Here is a 17347-nt window from a genome sequence, read left to right as displayed (position 1 = left end):
TTTTGCATACCCTGATTCTTCTTATGAGAGATTCACTCGGATACGTCAGCGCAGGCGATCGACATGTCGCCGTGCCCCCGCGGACGGTGCCCCCGATGGGGCTCGGCGATGCTATCAAAGCAGCCGCAACCTCCACGCCCCTTTGAAGTGGGGTGTTGCAACAGCACAATCGAGCAATTGCGGTCAGGCACGCATGCTATTGCCCCCGCTACCGTATCGCCACCCAGGAGCCCCTCTGAATTGACCACCGCCACCGACCACTACCTCGCCCGCATGCGCGCCGTACTGGCGCATATCGACACGCACCTGGAAGACGCGCTCGACGTGGAGCAGTTGGCGGAGGTGGCCGCATTCTCGAAGTACCACTTCCACCGCCAGTTCACGCTGCTGTTTGGCATGAATGTCGGGCGCTATGTGCAGTTGCTGCGCCTGAAGCGCGCTGCGCATCAGCTTGCGTATCGCGACGCTGCGCGCATCACTGACATTGCGCTGGCATGTGGGTACGAGGCGCCGGAAGCCTTTACGCGCGCGTTCCGCAAGCAGGCGGGGCAATCGCCGACGGATTTTCGGGTCACGCCGCAATGGGGCACCTGGGCAGCCGATCTACACGCGCTACGCGCCCTTAGGAGCCAACACATGCGCACACAACCGCAAGCCCGATCCGTCGACATCGTTGAACGCGAAGACGTGCCTGTTGCTGCCATCGAACATCATGGCGACCCGGCCGGCCTGGGCCAGACCATCCGTACGTTCATCGCCTGGCGCCGCGAGCACCGGCTGCCCCCGAGCGTTTCTGCCACGTACAACATCGTCTACAACAACCCCGACGACGTGCCGCCCGACGCGTTTCGCATGGACATTTGCGCGGCCACACGTGATGCAATTACGCCGAATGCAGCGGGCGTGCTGCCGAAGACACTGGCCGGCGGGCGCTACGCCGTGCTGCGCCACACCGGCTCCGATGACACGCTCGACCAGAGCGTCGCGTATCTGTACGCCGATTGGCTGCCCGCCAGCGGCGAGACTTTGCGCGACGCGCCGCTGCTGTTCCAGCGCGTGCGCTTCTACCCCGACGTGCCCGAGCACGAGGCCGTGACGGACGTGCTGCTGCCGCTCAAGTAAGCGCTCGGAACGTGTTCACGATCCGTAGCGAGCGGCCCTCAGCGGGGTGAAGAGCAGCGCAGGAACCGGAATGTACTCAAGTACATGAGGATTCCGAGCAGCGCATGAGCCCCGATCAGGGCCGCGCAGTAGGATCGTGAACACGTTATCAGGCGTCCAGGTGGATCTGGATACCGCTGGCCGTGTAGATGGCCGTGGCCTTGAAGCCGTCCACCACCACGGAAGAGAACTGGCGATTGCTGCCCGCGCCATCCACCACGGCGATGGTGTCGCCCACCTTTGGCGTGTAGCCGTTTGCGAAGGTCACGTGCAGCGTGCCGCCGGCAATCGTCGTCAGGCCGGCCACGCTGAGCTTGCCCTGGCCGTTCGGGCCGATCGCGAGGTTCAGCGTCGTGCCCTGCAGCTGCGTGAACTTGCCGGCAATGGCCACCGCCGTCGGTGCATTGACGGCCAGCGTGCCGGCACCCAGGTACACATCGCCCGTACCGAATGCGTTGGCGGAATCGGCTTCCAACACCCCTCCGGCGATTTGCGTGCCGCCGGCGTAGGTGTTGGCGCCCGCCAGACGCAGCGTGCCCGTGCCCTGCAGCGTGAGCTTGCCCGCGCCCGAGATGGCATTGCGCCACGTGTCTGCCGCGTTGAAACCGCCCTGGCTGGCGTCCATCGACACGACCACGTTGCCGTTGAAGGCGCCGTAACCATCAGCCGCAGCAAACAGGTTCAGGCGGCCCCAACCTTCAGCATCGTCGAGCACGGGGTAGCCAGAAGCCAACTCCGTCGTCTTGAGCACCACGCGGCGCTGGTCTGCACTCAGGTACGGGAAGCGCGTTTCCAGCAGCACCTCGGCGCCCTTGGGCACCACGGGCGCCAGGGCGCCGCTGTTGATCTGCGTGAAGCCGAACGTCATGCGGCGCGTGAAGTTGGCCTGGTTGGTGACGTAGTCGGCAAAGCGGTCGGTGGCGGGCGTGCCGGATTGCGCGAGCGCCGGAAAGCTGGTGGCGTCGGTGCCCGTCTGCGCCATCAACGCGGTGTGGGCTTGCGTAAAAGCGGTGGCCTTGAGCGTGGCGTTGGCCGGGTCGTTCAGGTTGGCGGCCACGGCGGCAATGCCGAGCATGCGCCCGGACATCACATCCAGCGGCGAATGCATGCCGGCCAGAATGCGGTTCTCGCCCAGTTCCGTGCCGCGCGTGAGCATCTGCTGGAAGCGCTCGGGCACCAGGTACGCCATCGCCACGGCATCGCGCATGGCTTCGGCGGAGTGGCCGCTGATGAAGCCACCGTCGGTGCCCGGGGTCGCGCTTTCGGCCGGCACCAGTGTCGGCACCACGACCACGCTGCTGCTCCAGCGGTACGGGCGCGCGTATTTGTAGAAGCGCTTGGCCGGCTCGGTGGAAGCGTTGTTGCCCATCGTGTTGATCAGGTCGACCACCTTGCCGAACGTGGCGTTGCCGCCCGAGGTGCCGACGCCCGTGTTGTTGCCACTGTCGTTGTAGAGCACGGTGGTGGCATCGGCCGGCACGGTGGTGACGCTGGTGGTCTGCTGCGTGAGCGTGCGCCACGCGGTGGTGAGCGGGCCCATGCCGTCGGTCACGCTGTAGCCCTTGCCGCGGCGGTCATCAAAGTAGGCGGCATCGGCCTGGGCCGGCGTGCGGTTGGTGGTGGCATTCACCACGTATTGAATGTTGGCGTTCAACACCGGCAGATTGAGCTGCGTGCCGCCCGCCGTGCCGTCGTTGGGCAGGCCCGTCCAGGTGGACGCCACCACCGCCGGAAACGCCCCATTGGCCGGCGCTGACACACCCGCATCGACGATTTCCGTCAGTGGCTGCCAGAGATCCAGAAACCGCGTGAACAGGCGCACACCGGCATTGGTGCCGAGCGTGGCGTAACGCGCATCGCCGCGCTGGTTGGTGGCGATGTTGTCGACGAACGCCGGCACGCCGGTGGCAACCCCCGCCGTGTTGACAAAGCCCGGATCTGCCGGCGGCGCCGGAATGGCCTGTGTGGTGGCCACCGGTGCGGTGGCGGTGTCATCGCCGCCGCCGCACGCGGTCAGGGCAAGCGCGCCAAACAGGGCAACGAGGCTGGCGCAAACGCGCGGGCGGGCAAGAACGGGACGGGCAAAAGCAGACATGGGGCAAGTGGGCCGAAGCCCATAGAGGCGCTGGAAAAGTCCCGCAGTCTCGGCCTGCGCCATGAAATTCGCGTGACGGTCGCGTTACAAAACGCAAACGCTTGCGCCCCATTGTTGGGCACGTCGGGCAGGCGTGTCGTGGGGAGTGCCGCGCCCTGCCGTTATGTCACAGCGTGATAGAATTCGCGCCACAATTCTTGACTCTGGTGAAGCCTCAGCCGTGTTCGCGGGCCATCGCCGTCCGTCGACATGTCCGCCCCACCGCTCCAACGCACCACCCTGCGTCGCTGGCTCCACAGCTTTGTCCCGGCCCCTGTCACCGTTCGCTGGCGCGAGCGGGTGCGCTCTGCCGCGGGCGCGCTTGTCGGCATTCTGTTGACCGGCACGATGATGAAGCTGGTACCGGGCGCATCGACGCTGATCCCGCTGCTGGTGGCGCCCATGGGCGCGTCGGCCGTGCTGCTGTTTGCGGTGCCGGCCAGTCCGCTGGCACAGCCGTGGTCGATCATCGGGGGCAACCTGGTGGCGGCCACGGTGGGCGTAACCTGCGCGCTGCTGGTACCGGACCCGGTGCTGGCCTCCGCGCTGGCCGTATCGATTGCCATTGCCGGCATGTTTGCGCTGCGCTGCGTGCACCCGCCATCGGGCGCGGTGGCGTTGACGGCGGTGATCGGCGGGCCGGCCGTGCATGCACTGGGGTATCGCTTTGTGGCCGAGCCGATCCTGATCCAGTCGGCGTTGCTGCTGGTGGGTGCGCTGGTGTACCACGCGGCCACGGGCCACCGGTATCCGCACGCACAGCGTCTGCCGGCTGCGGAGCGCCCACCCACCACCGCCGGCTTTACGCGTGCCGACATCGTCGCCGCGCTGCGCCGCCAGAGCGAACTGCTCGACATCGACCCCCAAGACATCGAAGCCGTGCTGCGCGAGATGCAGCTCCAGGTTTACACACGCACCTTCCAGGCGCTCACCTGCGCGGACATCATGTCGCAGCCGGTGATTGCTGCCACGCCAGCCACGTCGATCCCGCGTGCGTTGCAACTGCTGCGTCAGCACAGCATCAAGGCGCTGCCGGTGGTGGATGCCGGGCAGCGCGTCATCGGCATCGTCACGCGTGCGGATCTGCTCGGCCTGAACCCGCGTGACTTTCGCCAGACGCTGCACCATTGGTTCAGCATCGGCGCGCTCACCCCGCCGCGCGTGGCCGACCACATGAAGACGCATGTGCAGACCATTGCCGCCACTGCGCCCATGTCCGACCTGGTGCCGCTGTTTGCCAGCGCCGGGCACCATCACATTCCCGTGATTGACGCCGACGGCCAGTTGGCCGGCATCATCACCGAATCGGACCTGGTAGGCGGGCTGTACCGCCAGGCCACGATCGAACCGCAAGCTGCGTAGCGCCGTCAGGTTGCGTCGATGGGGGTGTTACGAAAGACGCCCAACTGTTCCGCCGCCACCGAATACGCCACCAGGCGCGGGTAGTCCGCCGCCGGCACCCGATCCGCCACCATCAGTTGGATAAAGGCCCACGCCACGGCCACCGTCACACCGGCCTGCGTCAGCTCGCCCGCCTCTACCGGCAGCGGCACGTCTTTCCACTCGGTTTCCAGCGCATCCACCGCCGCCAGCAACTGGCCTTGCACGCGGTCGAGCCACGGTGCATGCACCTTCTCCGCCGGCCGCAGGTTGTGCTCGTAGACGATCTGCACCGCCTTCTCGCACGCCGCCAGCGCCAGACCGATCGCGCGCAATTCACGTTGACGCGCGGCAATCGGCGCGGGTAGCAGACTGCGCCCGGCCACGGCCTCGGCGTAATCGATGATGAGCGTGGAATCCATCAGCACCGTGCCGTCATCGCACACCAGCGTGGGCGCCTTGACCACCGGGTTGACGGCCTGGAACTGCTCGAAATGCCGGAAAACCGACACCGACGCATGCTCGAACGGCAGGCCGAGCAGCTTGAGCGAGATGGCGGTACGGCGCACATAGGGGGAGTCGAGCATGCCGATCAACTTCATGGGGTCTCCTGGGTGAGGGCAAGGTGAGGCGCCATAGCGAGCCATGGGCGCGCGGACGTTCATGATAGTCAGCCCGCGCCGAGCGTGCAGGCGGCCTTGGGCATGTTTTCTGCGTGCCCCCGCTTGTTTGCTGGGACGCCAAACGGGCGGGCGGTTTTCTAGAATGACCAGCACCTCGGTCCACACAGGAGATCCCATGCCGTTTCTCGCGCATCACCACGACTGTTCCGGCTGGAACGGTGAGATGGCGCAGCGCATCCTCGCGTTCGACTGGTCGGCCACCGAGCTTGGGCCCGTCACCGCGTGGCCCCACAGCCTGCGGGCCGCCGTGCAAACGTTGCTGGCCTCGCCTGTGCCGCTGGTCATGCTGTGGGGGCGGCAAGGCTACATGGTCTACAACGACGCCTACGCCGAGTTTGCTGGCGGGCGGCACCCGTATCTGCTCGGCTGCCCGGTCGAACTCGGCTGGCCCGAGGTGGCGGATTTCAACCGCCACGTCATGGACACCTGCCTGGCCGGCGGCACGCTGTCGTACCGCGACAAGGGGCTCGTGCTGTTGCGCAACGGCCGCCCCGAAGACGTGTGGATGGACTTGTATTACAGCCCCCTGCCCGACGATGAGGGGACGCCGGCCGGCGTGCTCGCCATCGTGGTGGAAACCACCGAACGCGTGCAGACCGAGCGCGAACGCCAGAGCGCTGAGCGGGCCCTGCGCCAACTGACGGAAACGCTCGAGCAGCGCGTGGCCGATGCCCTCTCTGCCCGGGCCGAGGTGGAAGCGCAACTGCGTCAGGCGCAAAAGATGGAAGCCATCGGCAGCCTGACCGGCGGCGTGGCGCACGACTTCAACAACGTGCTGCAGGTGATCGCCGGCAACTTGCAGATGCTGTCTGTGGAAATGCCCGGCAACGCGCGCGCCGAGCACCGCATTGCCGCCGCCACGCGCGCGGTGCAGCGCGGCGCCACGCTGGCCGCGCAACTGCTCGCCTTTGCCCGCCGGCAGCAGTTGTCCCCCGCCGTGGTGGCACCGGCACGGCTGGTCGCCGGCATGAGCGAAATGCTGCACCGGGCGCTGGGTGAAACCATCAAGGTGGAAACCCAGCTCGCCCCCGATCTGTGGAACGTGCTGGCCGACCGCAACCAGCTCGAAAACGCGCTGCTGAATCTCGCCATCAATGCGCGCGATGCGATGCGCGGTGGCGGCAGGCTCACCATCACCGCCAACAACGTCACGCTGGATGCAACGCAGGCGCACGAGCACGACGCGCTGCCGCCGGGCGACTACCTGGTGTTTTCCGTGGCCGACACCGGGGTGGGCATGCCGCCCGAGGTGGTCGAACACGCCTTCGAGCCCTTCTTCACCACCAAGCCCGACGGGCATGGCACCGGCCTGGGCCTGAGCATGGTGTTCGGCTTCGTCAAGCAGAGCGGCGGGCATGTCAGCATCCGCAGCGCGGTCGGCCAAGGCACCACCGTGCAGCTGTACTTTCCGCGTTGCACCGAAGCCGCACCGGCCGATGCCGCCGACCTGCGCCACACCACCGCCACGCCCATCGGCGGCCGCGAGACCATCCTGGTGGTGGAAGACGACACCGACGTGCGGCTGACCGCCGTCGACATGCTGACCCAGCTCGGCTACCGCGTACTCACCGCCACCAACGGCGACGCCGCGCTAGAGCTGATCAACGGCGACACCCCCATCGACCTGCTCTTCTCCGACGTCATCATGCCCGGCACGCTCAAGGGCGGCGAACTGGCCGCGCACGCCGCCCGGCGCGTGCCACCGCTGCCGGTGCTGCTGGTGTCCGGCTACACCCGTGACGAACTCACCCATGCCGAAGGCGTGCCACCGGGCGTCGTGCTGCTGGGCAAACCGTATCGGCGTGATGATCTCGCACGCACCGTGCGCAGCGTGCTGGATCAGCATCGCAAGGCCGCCTTACCGCAGAAGACCACGCCAACCCTCACGCAGACCACCACACCGGCCAACACGCGAAGCACCGACCCCGCCAGCCTGCTGCTGGTGGAAGACGACGCCCTCTCGCGCGAAGCCATGCACGCCATGCTGACCGCCTTCGGCCTGCGCTGCACCGCCGCCGCTAACGCCGAAGATGCCCTCGCCCTGACCGGCACGCAGCGCTTTGACGTGCTGCTGACTGACCTCACGCTGCCCGGCCAGTCGGGTGCCGATCTGGCGCGCACCCTGTTGCGTGCGCAGCCGCATCTGCATGTGCTGCTCATGTCGGGCTACGGCGCGCACGCCGAGATTGGCGAACCCATTGCCGGCGCGTGCCTGCTGGGCAAGCCGATTGCGCTGCCGGCCCTGCAGCAGGCACTGGCGCCATGGCTGCGCGCCAGCACGCAGGACGTGACGCGCGCGGCATAAACTGGGCAGGTTGTCACAAACCCACCCCCGGCTCCGTCTAGAGAGATCGCCCCTCAGACGACCACTGCCCGCCATGGCCAGCGCTTCCCGCACCGATACCCAAGACGCCGCCTTCACCGCCGCGCGCCCGCGCCTGTTTGCGATTGCCTACCGCATGCTCGGCAGCCGCGCCGATGCCGAAGACGTGCTGCAAGACGCGTGGATGCGCTGGCACCAAGCCGATCAAGCCGCGTTGCAATCCGCCGAAGCGTGGCTGGTGACCGTGGTCACGCGTCTGTCCATCGACCGTCTGCGTGCCGCCAAGGCCGAGCGCGAAGCCTATGTGGGCTGGTGGCTGCCCGAACCCTTGGTCGAAATGGAGGTGGCATCCAACACGCCCACGCCCGAGGCCGCCGTGGAGTTGGCGGGCGATTTGTCGATGGCCCTGCTGTGGGTGCTGGAGCGCCTGTCGCCCGAAGAGCGTGCGGCGTTCCTGATGCGCCAAGTGTTCGACCAGGATTACGCAGACATCGCCGCGCTGCTGGGCAAAACCGAAGCCGCGTGTCGGCAGATGGTGCATCGCGCATCGGACCGCGTGCAGCAGGAGCGCCCCCGCTTTGACGTGTCGCACGATGCGCACCGCGATTTGCTGGCGCGCTTTGCCGAAGCCTCGCGCACCGGCCAGCGCGACGCCATCCGCGCCCTGCTGGCGGACGACGCACAACTGGTGGGCGACGGCGGCGGCAAGGTGCCCTCGTTCACACGCATCATTCAAGACGCCGCGCAGATCACAAAGATCTACTGCGAACTCGTCCAGCACATGGGCGAGGTGCGCTACCAGCACGCGCGCGTCAATGGCGAACCCGGCCTGCTGCGCTATGTGAATGGCGCGCTGGAGTCGGCGCAGTCGTTCGTGATCGAAGATGGGCGCATCGTCGCCATCTACGTGGTGCGCAACCCGGACAAGCTCGCCCACATCGGCAGCGGCGCGTAAAAACAAAAATATTCGGGCGCGCTGTCACAACGCGGCCACGCCGGGCGTCTTGAGGGTATGGAGCGACGCTGCACGCAACGACGCAAGCTGCGCAACGTGTGCAATCGCTCCGGATATCCCACCACCTCAAGGAGCCCATCATGTCGCACGCCCCGCGCATCGCCTATTACCAACTCGCGCCGAAGGCCTTCAACGGCCTGCTGAACCTGTCGAACAATCTGCGCAAGGATCTGCTCGGCGCGCGCCTGGTCGACCTCGTCCTGCTGCGCGTGTCGCAGATCAACGGCTGCGCGTACTGCATCGACATGCACTGGCGCGATCTCATCAAGATGGGCGAAGACCCGCGCCACCTCAACGCCGTGGCCGGCTGGCGCGAGGCGCCGTTCTTTACCGAACGCGAACGCGCCGCGCTGCGCTGGGCGGAGCTCGTCACCAACACGCCGCACAGCGACACCAGCGATGAGGAGTTCGCCCAGCTGCGCGCGCATTTCAGCGATGAAGAGATTGCCGAGCTGAGCTTCGTCATCGTCGTCATCAACAGCTGGAACCTGCTCAACGTGAGCCTGCGCAACCCGGTACCGCTCAAGGTGCCGGCCGCCGAGGCAGCATGAGCCTAGGCACGTAGGCGCGGCGCTTACACAGGCAAACGATGTCCTTGCAACGGCAGTGAACGATACCCCCACCGTTCGCCGCCGTTGCTTGCCGTATCAAGCGGTGCGCGCTGCATGTCTGCATCCATGAGGCCGAGGGCTTTGTCCGTCAATTGGCCTATGTCGGCGTGTGGGTGCGGGTTTCTATGCTTCCGGAAAACGCAGGCCACCGCTTGCGCCAATCCAGAACGAGGGGAAGCCATGGCCGAGCTGTCGATCGCCCAAGCGCCGCGTGCCGGTTGCACGCCATCACAACCGACACCCGCGCCCCTTCCCCCGCATCGGCATGGCGCCGCGCTGGTGATGGCCGCTGCGTTGTCGCTGGGGCTCACCGCGTGCGGCGGCGGCGACGATGCCGGCACCGGCACGACGCCACCCACCACCAACGTCACGCCCGCGCCGACACCAACGCCGTCCCCTTCACCGGCGCCCGCACCTGCGCCCGCACCTGCGCCCACCTACACCGTGGGCGGCACCGTCAGCGGACTTTCAACCGGCACATCCGTCACGCTGCTCGACAACGGCGGCGATGCGGTCACGGTCAGCGCCAACGGCAGCTTCCACTTCCCGACCAAACTTGCGCAAGGCAAACCCTATGCGGCCACGGTGAGCAAACGGCCTTCGGGTGAGAACTGCACTGTCACCAATGGCAGCGGTACGGTGGCCACCACCAACGTCACCACCATTGCCGTCGCGTGTGCGCCGCGCCCGCTGTTTGCGTATGCCGTCAACTCCAACGACGGCACAGTCTCGGCCTACACGCTGAACCTGACCACCGGCATGCCGACTGCCATCGGTGCAACAGCCGTGAAGGTGGGGCAAGGGCCGCTGTCGCTCACCATCGACCCGGCGGGCAAGTACGTGTACGTAGCCAATGCGGCCGACAACACCATCACCACGCTGTCGATCAACGCAGACACCGGCCTGCTGACAGTCATGGGCTCTCCCACCGGCACAGGCGTCCAGCCCTTCAGCATCACGCGCACGCCCAGCGGCAAGTTTGCGTACACGGCCAACTTTGGCGACAACACGCTGTCGGCGTTCTCGGTGAATACCGGCACCGGCGCACTCACGGCACTGGCGCCCATCACCGCAGGCAACAACCCCTACGACATCAAGCTCAACAGCGCCGGCACCTTTGCCTATGTGGTGAATGCCGACACCGCCAACGCCACCGGCACCGTCATGGCCTTCGCCGTCAACAGCAGCACCGGCGCACTCACGCAGGTGGGCAGTGCGCTCACTGCCGGCAGCGTGCCGCAGTTCATCGCGCTGAGCCCCAACGGCAGCTACGCCTACGTGGCCAACAGTGGCGACAACACGCTGGGCGTGTACAGCATCAACAGCACCACGGGCGCACTCACCGCGGCGGGTGCGGCCGTGCCCGCAGGTACCAACCCCTACGGCATGGCCATCGGACCTTCCGGCGGCTTCCTGTATGTGGCCAACATACTGGGCAACTCCGTTGACGTCTTCAGCATCAACCCGTCCAACGGCGCACTCACGAAGGTCAACACCACCGCCACCGGTGCCAACCCCGTGACGATCGTGCTCAACTTTGCGGGCACCTTTGCCTATGTGGTCACGGCCAGCGACAACACCGTCACCGCATACAGCATCAACGGCACCACCGGCAAACTGACGGCCGTACCGAGCGGCACTGCAGCCACCGGCAACATTCCGCGTGGGATGGCGGTGGTGGCGGTGCCCTGAGGCAACCGAAACCGCACAGTAGATGTGCAAAGCCCCTCGGCGAGGGGCTTTTTGCATGTCGGCGTTCACCTCGGCACTCCTCTATCAGACTCCGCCGCGCGTGAAAGGCGCATTTTCTGCGGTTTATTAACACCTCTTAATCCAGCCCGGCGCGCGATTCCAATACCATCGCCTAGCCCAGGCCGGCGGCAACTCAAAAGATGCTTCCATTTGAGGGATGCACGAGCACCGGCACAGCGTGTTCGCGATACCGCTGCCCATCTTGTTGACCCACTCGACGACATGGGAGCGACGCCCCCCAAGGAACCGTAACGTGGCCAACAGCATCCTGCAGGAACTGGCACAGAGCATGGCGGCGCGCCCGAGCCCGCAGCGCACTTTCCTGGCCGATGCCACCACGCTCCAACACCTGCGGGACCACCTGTTTGCGCAAGTCAACCCGCTGCTAGACGGCCCGCCGCGATCGTCACTGTGGGTACTGATCTGCCCGCAGATTACCGATCCGCTTGGCAACGCACGCCGGCACAGCGAAGCCGTACCACTCCCCTTCGAGCCCGACATCATGCGGCCCGAGCAACGCCCCTACCTGCTTCCGCTGGGCGATTTCGGCCGCGATGACACGATCGATTTCACGCTCGATCTCGCCTGGGCCGAAGCCACCCGCCATCCCGAGAGAGAGACACGCGGCACATCGGTTTGCGCATGGCTGGTCTTTCCCGTGGAACAGGCTCGACACATTGCGCACAAGATGGCCGCGCTCGCCAAGCACCGCTGGCCCGGATCACGCGCACGCTACCTGCGCCTGTGGGACCCACGCGTGTTTGAACTGCTCGCCGACCTGGGCGATGCCGAACTACCTGGGCACTACGCCCCCGCCTCCAATGGCGTGTGGTGGCTGAACCGTGCAGGTGCGTTGCAGCGCTACGCGGCGCCTGCGCCGAGGACTGCATTGGCCGACGCAGGATGGCCGGAGACCGCCAAGGCGATGCTGCGCAATAGCGGCACCATCAACGCCGTACTGAATGCACTACAGGACGCCGAACACAACGTAGTGCAGCCTCCGTTGGCGGCAACCATTCTGTCGTTGGTCGAGCGCGCAAGCAGCGCATGGAGCCTCACCAACGAGTTGGACCGCATCATCTACGCCTTGTACGGCGTTCTGATTTCGCCGCAGTTCGATCAAGACACCACCGTGCGCGAGGCCATGCTCGCCGCGCGTGCCCAGGGAGACTCACCCGTTGCGGCACTCGCCAGCTTCGACGCGACGTTCTGGGAACAACACAGCCATGTCTGAGCACGCCAAACTCCAAAAGGCCATCGCAGCGGCCAAAGAGAACAACCTGCCGGGCGAGCAATCCAAGTGCCCGAGTTGCGACAAGTCGGGCCTGACGATGCTTGTGACACTGTATGCCGCCCTGCCGCCGCAGTATTTCCGACCGGGAGAATCCGACTGGATACAGCAGGCCGACATGCTCGATCAGCAGGGTTACCTGGCTGGCCGACCATTGGAAGCATCGCAATACGTGCTGCGCCGCATGCGGGCTGGGTGGCTCTATGTTTACTACCCCGAAGACCCGTCGTGGGAAATCTACACCGTACAGCCCGACGGGCGTATGCAGCGCATGGCGCCCGACCTGGCCGGCGCCATGGGCGGTCATCCCGCAACATGCTCTCGCTTGGCCAACACCCCCGATGCGCTGCTGCTCACCATCGCCGAGCCCACGAAGCGCCCCACCGCCTGGGTGGGGTTTTCGGATGCACGCTGGACGAAGAGCGTGCGTGACAACGTGGCCAAGGACCCCGCCGCCTTCCATATGAAGAAGATCACGCCCAAGGCGGTGTGCGAATCGACCGTGATGGCCAACATGGGCTCGTTGAGCCAGATTGGCGACGGCGTGCTAAAGAACCAGGTGATGGGGTTTCAGCAGCGCGTTGATCGCCGCACCTTGCTCGTGGAGGCTTACAGCCGGCCCGCGCCGTGCACAGAAGCTTCGCTCATGAACGTCATGAAGCGCAACAACGCTCCGTACAAGATCGGGGGCCTCCTGTTGCCGCTGGAAGATGACATCGGCATCGCCACGCAGTTGAACTACTACCGCAACTGCGCGCTTGCCGACATCATGGGGAATACGGACGGAAAGGGAAAGCCGTACACCGATGCCGAGCGCGATCTGATGGCAACGTCGGGCTTGATTGAAGGCACGCCATTCGGCGACCAGAAAGAAAAAGTTGAAAGCAAGCTGAACAAGGACAAGTACGCCAACTACCTCTCCAAGTACCGCCGTTGCATCGACGCCGCTGCCGACTTCGACAAGCGATCCGCCGACTACGTTGCATGGATGCAGTTTCTGCCCACCCGGCGCCACCCGGAGGTGTTCGACGCCAAGGACACGACGATGGCCACGCACCTGGGCCATTGCGTTGCCAACCTGTTTGAAGGCTGCGGCATCAACAACGACGAATTCCAGAAGGTTCTGCTGCCACAACTCAAGCTGGACACCATCGATAGCCAGCGGCTTTTCTGGCGCGGCGTAGCCGCCAATCAGGAAGACTTGCTCGACAAGCTGCTGCCTCATAAAGGAAAGGTTGGTGAAGGCAGCAAGATGTACATTGAAGCGCGCGACCAGATTGCCTATCTCAAGGAAATTCGCGAACTCAAGAACGAAGCTGCACATCTGAACTCAGAAAATGCAAAGCGCCTGATGCAGGTCGTCAGTGGCCGCATGCGCCAGTTGCTCAAGGCGGACCCCAAGCTGTATCGGCAGACATTCCGGCGTATACAAGCCGTCGCATTGACCGCGGAAGACGTGGCCATCCTGCAAGTCAAGGTCAAAGGAGGTGCGGCAGGTTTCCTTGCCCACTTGCGACGCACCAACGGCGACAGCAAGGGCCTGAGTGTCGGAACGGACAAGACCGCCTACAACCGACCGCTTCCCGCAGAAACGCTGCCCGACAACCTAAAGGGCAAACCCGGCGGCAAGGTGATGACGACGGTTCCCAAAACGGCCAGGCAACTGGACGAGTACCTAGAGGTGCTCGGGGAACAATGGCCCAAGGGCAAACCTATGCCAGCGCAATTCGGCAAGGTGGCCGAACTCGCGGACGCAACGCATGCGATACCCGAGAGCGAGATCCTGAAGTTTGAGGAAGCGCCCTCGTTGAAAGGCGTCAAGGGTTACGGTGCGTTCTCTGCGGGTCTTGCCGCATTGCGAATCTCCTCGCTCGGCCAAAGCCTGAATGAGCTTGGCGTGGATATCAGCGAGGCCCAGCATGGAGACGCCAACTGGGGGCGTCTCGTCAAAGACATCTCGGAAGCCTCGGCATCTGCGGTTGCCATCTGGCAGGCGAGCTATGAGCTCAGGTATGTGGCCAGCCAGATCGCCAACAAAGGGGTAAAGACGGCGGAGTTCTACCGACTGACCGCCGCCGCAGGCCGGCTGGTGATGGCCGTCTCCATCATCGAAGGCAGCCTGGGCATCTGGGATGCCACCAAGCTCTGGAAAGATGGTGACAGCGGGGCCGCCAAGGCGAAAGCCGCCTCCGGCGTGGCTGGCATCGCAAGCGGCGTTGCCTACTACGCCTACACGCGCATGGTAGCCAAGGCCGCGTTGGAGGGCCTGGCCAAGCGCGCGGCAACCACGGCCGCAGGTGAAGTTGCCGCAGGGTTGGCTGTGGCCGGAGAAACCGCCGCAGTCGGCGCGGAAGTCTCTGCTGAAGTGCCACCGATTGCCATGTGGATCGGTATCGCCTCCGGCGTGCTGACCGTAGCGTCGTGGGGCTTCGGCTTCTGGTCGGACCACCTTGTCACCAGTCCGTTTGCGAAATGGGCCGACCGTAGTCTGCTCGGCGGCCACTCGGGCAACTGGGGCGCCGCCTATTCCAACACGCGCCAACAACTCGACGCACTGCTACGCCTGTTCTATTCGGTCAAACTTGAGAAGGCCTCGGCGTTTGGCAACCCCGACGCCATCAAGATCGAAATTCCGGTGTTTGGGGATGCCTCTGAGATGGACATTCAGATCAGGGCACCAAAGTCGTCCGGCCAAGGAGTGATTGCCCGATACCTGCTCAATGGCGCAGGGCGATCCAAAGTGACCGCCAAGGAATTCCATCTGGAAAACGTGATCCATACCGAAGCCGCCAAGCAGGTGCATGCCCGCGGAAGCGTGGAAGGCGAAGGCCTCTCAGTCCTGATCTGGTTTGGTGGCGGCGACGACTATGAAGCCGGCCGATGGAAGAATGCCATCACAGACGTCCTGGTGCCTGGCGCCGGCCTCTTCCGGACAGGTAAGGCACTGATCCAAGGCCTGCCCGACGCCGAGGTGCAGTACTGGCCCAACCGGGCCGCATACAAAGACTTTGTCGTGGACGGCCGTTCCGCCGACGAGGTTGCTGAAGCCAAAGAGAAGGAGGCCACCCATGGTTGAAAGGTGGCATGCGTAACCCGCCTCACCCGTCGCCGCATCAGCCGGCGGCCTCCAACACAGCCGGCGGCGCCGAAACGTTGCTGCAAGGCGAGTTGCCCCGACATAGCAATGCAGTGCCCGAGGCGCCCCCGCGCAGCATCGTCAAACTCGATATGCGCTCCATGGTCTGGGCCTATGACGAGATTGCGTCCGATGTGGAAGCACTCAGCCCATTCATGGCGCTCGCGCTATTGTTCGGGTTGTCCGTTCTTGTACCGATGACGGTGCTTGGCTTCTTTGACAAAAACGAACCGCTGTCCGGGCAGGTCCTCACGGGCGTGATATCGGCTGTGCTGATTCCGGGGTGCCTTGTCGGCATCGTCTACCTGCTCAGGATCAGTCTGTTCAGTCGGTACGCCAATCTGCACTTCAACCGCAAGGCGCGCAGCATCTACACGCAGGAAGGCAAGGTGGCTGTCCGGCTCGACTGGAACCATGTGCGCCCGTTTGCATCGGCCATGCCCGGCCCGTTGACGATGGGCGCGACGCTGGCCTGGGCTTTGGTGCTGGTGGAATTCAGTACCGGGCCAGCACCTCGACCGATACAACGCATGCGTGTACAGGGCATCCTGCCCAGCCGGGACGCATGCCAACGTCTATGGGAACTCATTCGCTGCTACATGGATGAGGCGCCTGACGCGTTACCCGAACTCGAGGTCGTCCCCGGAGCACGCACGTGGCAGAGCGCCTTGCTAGACTTCGGCCCGATGCGGGAAATCAGTCCCACCGATTCGTCAGAAGACATCGCAGCGGGTGTCATCGGCCGCTTGCGCAAGCGCAACTGGTGGCCGGCCATCGGGCCGTTCCGCATCTTCTGGTGGATCATTTTCTGGCCCGGCCCGCTGTCGACCATTCTGTACGAGCGATTCCGCCGCGAAGCACAGTTACCCCCAGCGTGGACAGCCGATGAAACACCCGCCGCCGATGAAGCCAATCCATATCGCATCCGCAGCAAGGCGCCCAACGAGCGCACGGGACGACGCAAGGCGACCTGGATCATCGGTATCGTCTGCACCGTATGCATTTCGCTGGGCGCGAGCGCTTGGGCATTCGCCTTCCACATTGCCTTCCAGTCGTTCCTGGTCAACATCTGGGGCGAACTCTTTCGCAAACTCTAAGAACACATACGACACGCACCATGGACGCGCTTTCCAACCCACCCTCCCGCCAACCCACGCGCCGGTATGGCGCCGTTGTCGCCCTGCTCCTCGTCATCGGCGGTCTGTGCCTCGCACTTGGCCAGTCCAAAGACATCGGTTGGTTGGCTGGACTGAACTGGCATCTTGGTTATGACGCTGCGGGTACGGCATTGCTGTGGCTGGGCGGATTGCTGATGCTGCCGCAAATCACTTATTCGCTATGGGTGACGCGCGGCCCGGGGGCGCGCGGCGTGATGTACCGGCAGGTTGGCGTTGCGCTTGCTATGGCAGTCGCGCTGCTGGTGCTGGCCATCGCGCCAGACAACGTGAGCATTGCGCACGATCACCCCAGAGACTCCGGGGCCAACACAAGCGGCGACCAGGAACCGGTTGGTACCACGGAAGAGACCACCTACGCGTTCCACGGATTCCGAGCGCTGCCCGGCGCCCGCATCGAGCGGGATGCCGCGTCCGCACCCACTCGATCCGTGGAAGGCAGGCCGAGCCGCGTTGTCTGGCGCGGCGATCACAGCGCCCTGACGGGCACGCTGGATACGTTTGAAACCTATGCACCGGACGACACCCAGCCGAAAGGGTATGAGTGTCTGACACGAACGCAGCGCTACTTCGGGCCGTTTTCGGTACTGCATCTGTCCAACGTGCGGGACACGGCAGAGGCCGCAGCACGGTTGGAATGCAAACCCATCACACATGCGGAGGAGTCTCAGCAGTAAAAACCAGAC

Annotated in this window: 12 protein-coding genes; 10 read left to right on the top strand and 2 right to left on the bottom strand. The window is 64.9% G+C overall.

The window, feature by feature from the left end; translation table 11 throughout:
* The first annotated feature begins 240 nt into the window (after positions 1 to 240).
* Positions 241 to 1122: an AraC family transcriptional regulator gene (locus ACS7SF_RS10790; RefSeq protein ID WP_439889785.1), complete on the top strand. Its 882-nt coding sequence runs from the start codon at positions 241 to 243 to the stop codon at positions 1120 to 1122.
* A 148-nt stretch (positions 1123 to 1270) separates the two neighbouring features.
* Here the strand turns inward: ACS7SF_RS10790 and ACS7SF_RS10785 are convergent, their stop codons facing one another.
* Positions 1271 to 3256, bottom strand: a complete 1986-nt coding sequence (locus tag ACS7SF_RS10785) for a phosphatase PAP2 family protein (RefSeq protein WP_439889784.1) — start codon at positions 3254 to 3256, stop codon at positions 1271 to 1273.
* A 249-nt stretch (positions 3257 to 3505) separates the two neighbouring features.
* Between ACS7SF_RS10785 and ACS7SF_RS10780 the strand changes: the two genes are divergently transcribed.
* A complete protein-coding gene (locus ACS7SF_RS10780) occupies positions 3506 to 4657 on the top strand; it encodes an HPP family protein (RefSeq protein ID WP_439889783.1) in 1152 nt (383 codons plus the stop codon).
* Between the two features lie 5 nt (positions 4658 to 4662).
* On the opposite strand, the gene ACS7SF_RS10775 is transcribed toward ACS7SF_RS10780, so the two are convergent.
* A complete protein-coding gene (locus ACS7SF_RS10775; protein ID WP_439889782.1) occupies positions 4663 to 5277 on the bottom strand; it encodes a glutathione S-transferase in 615 nt (204 codons plus the stop codon).
* 196 nt (positions 5278 to 5473) lie between these two features.
* On the opposite strand from ACS7SF_RS10775, the gene ACS7SF_RS10770 reads away from it, so the two are divergent.
* The 8 genes from ACS7SF_RS10770 (at position 5474) to ACS7SF_RS10735 (ending at position 17338) form a co-directional block, all read left to right on the top strand.
* Complete coding sequence (locus ACS7SF_RS10770; protein ID WP_439889781.1) at positions 5474 to 7663, top strand: response regulator; 2190 nt, start codon at positions 5474 to 5476, stop codon at positions 7661 to 7663.
* A 73-nt stretch (positions 7664 to 7736) separates the two neighbouring features.
* Complete coding sequence (locus ACS7SF_RS10765; protein WP_439889780.1) at positions 7737 to 8636, top strand: RNA polymerase sigma-70 factor; 900 nt, start codon at positions 7737 to 7739, stop codon at positions 8634 to 8636.
* Positions 8637 to 8776: 140 nt separating this feature from the next.
* Positions 8777 to 9247: a carboxymuconolactone decarboxylase family protein gene (locus ACS7SF_RS10760; RefSeq protein WP_439889779.1), complete on the top strand. Its 471-nt coding sequence runs from the start codon at positions 8777 to 8779 to the stop codon at positions 9245 to 9247.
* A gap of 240 nt (positions 9248 to 9487) precedes the next feature.
* Positions 9488 to 10999: a lactonase family protein gene (locus tag ACS7SF_RS10755; protein ID WP_439889778.1), complete on the top strand. Its 1512-nt coding sequence runs from the start codon at positions 9488 to 9490 to the stop codon at positions 10997 to 10999.
* A 313-nt stretch (positions 11000 to 11312) separates the two neighbouring features.
* Complete coding sequence (locus ACS7SF_RS10750; RefSeq protein WP_439889777.1) at positions 11313 to 12293, top strand: hypothetical protein; 981 nt, start codon at positions 11313 to 11315, stop codon at positions 12291 to 12293.
* Positions 12286 to 15426 (top strand): toxin VasX, encoded by a 3141-nt coding sequence (locus tag ACS7SF_RS10745; protein ID WP_439889776.1) that lies wholly within the window; start codon positions 12286 to 12288, stop codon positions 15424 to 15426. The genes ACS7SF_RS10750 and ACS7SF_RS10745 overlap by 8 nt, the downstream gene beginning before the upstream one ends.
* Positions 15427 to 15434: 8 nt before the next feature.
* Positions 15435 to 16583 (top strand): hypothetical protein, encoded by a 1149-nt coding sequence (locus tag ACS7SF_RS10740; protein ID WP_439889775.1) that lies wholly within the window; start codon positions 15435 to 15437, stop codon positions 16581 to 16583.
* A gap of 20 nt (positions 16584 to 16603) precedes the next feature.
* Complete coding sequence (locus tag ACS7SF_RS10735) at positions 16604 to 17338, top strand: hypothetical protein (protein WP_439889774.1); 735 nt, start codon at positions 16604 to 16606, stop codon at positions 17336 to 17338.
* Positions 17339 to 17347: the final 9 nt, after the last annotated feature.

This window comes from Ralstonia sp. 25C (genome assembly GCF_051904805.1).
In the GTDB taxonomy this organism is placed as follows: Bacteria; Pseudomonadota; Gammaproteobacteria; order Burkholderiales; family Burkholderiaceae; genus Ralstonia.
The sequence above is the reverse complement of the archived record's forward strand: the minus strand, read 5'-3'. Positions and strand labels throughout refer to the sequence as shown.

Coding starts and splice junctions, on each gene's coding strand:
- ACS7SF_RS10760 (WP_439889779.1), top strand. CDS start 8,777: ATGTCGCACGCCCCGCGCATCGCCTATTACCAACTCGCGCCGAAGGCC.
- ACS7SF_RS10780 (WP_439889783.1), top strand. CDS start 3,506: ATGTCCGCCCCACCGCTCCAACGCACCACCCTGCGTCGCTGGCTCCAC.
- ACS7SF_RS10770 (WP_439889781.1), top strand. CDS start 5,474: ATGCCGTTTCTCGCGCATCACCACGACTGTTCCGGCTGGAACGGTGAG.
- ACS7SF_RS10735 (WP_439889774.1), top strand. CDS start 16,604: ATGGACGCGCTTTCCAACCCACCCTCCCGCCAACCCACGCGCCGGTAT.
- ACS7SF_RS10740 (WP_439889775.1), top strand. CDS start 15,435: ATGCGTAACCCGCCTCACCCGTCGCCGCATCAGCCGGCGGCCTCCAAC.
- ACS7SF_RS10745 (WP_439889776.1), top strand. CDS start 12,286: ATGTCTGAGCACGCCAAACTCCAAAAGGCCATCGCAGCGGCCAAAGAG.
- ACS7SF_RS10785 (WP_439889784.1), bottom strand. CDS start 3,256: ATGTCTGCTTTTGCCCGTCCCGTTCTTGCCCGCCCGCGCGTTTGCGCC.
- ACS7SF_RS10765 (WP_439889780.1), top strand. CDS start 7,737: ATGGCCAGCGCTTCCCGCACCGATACCCAAGACGCCGCCTTCACCGCC.
- ACS7SF_RS10755 (WP_439889778.1), top strand. CDS start 9,488: ATGGCCGAGCTGTCGATCGCCCAAGCGCCGCGTGCCGGTTGCACGCCA.
- ACS7SF_RS10775 (WP_439889782.1), bottom strand. CDS start 5,277: ATGAAGTTGATCGGCATGCTCGACTCCCCCTATGTGCGCCGTACCGCC.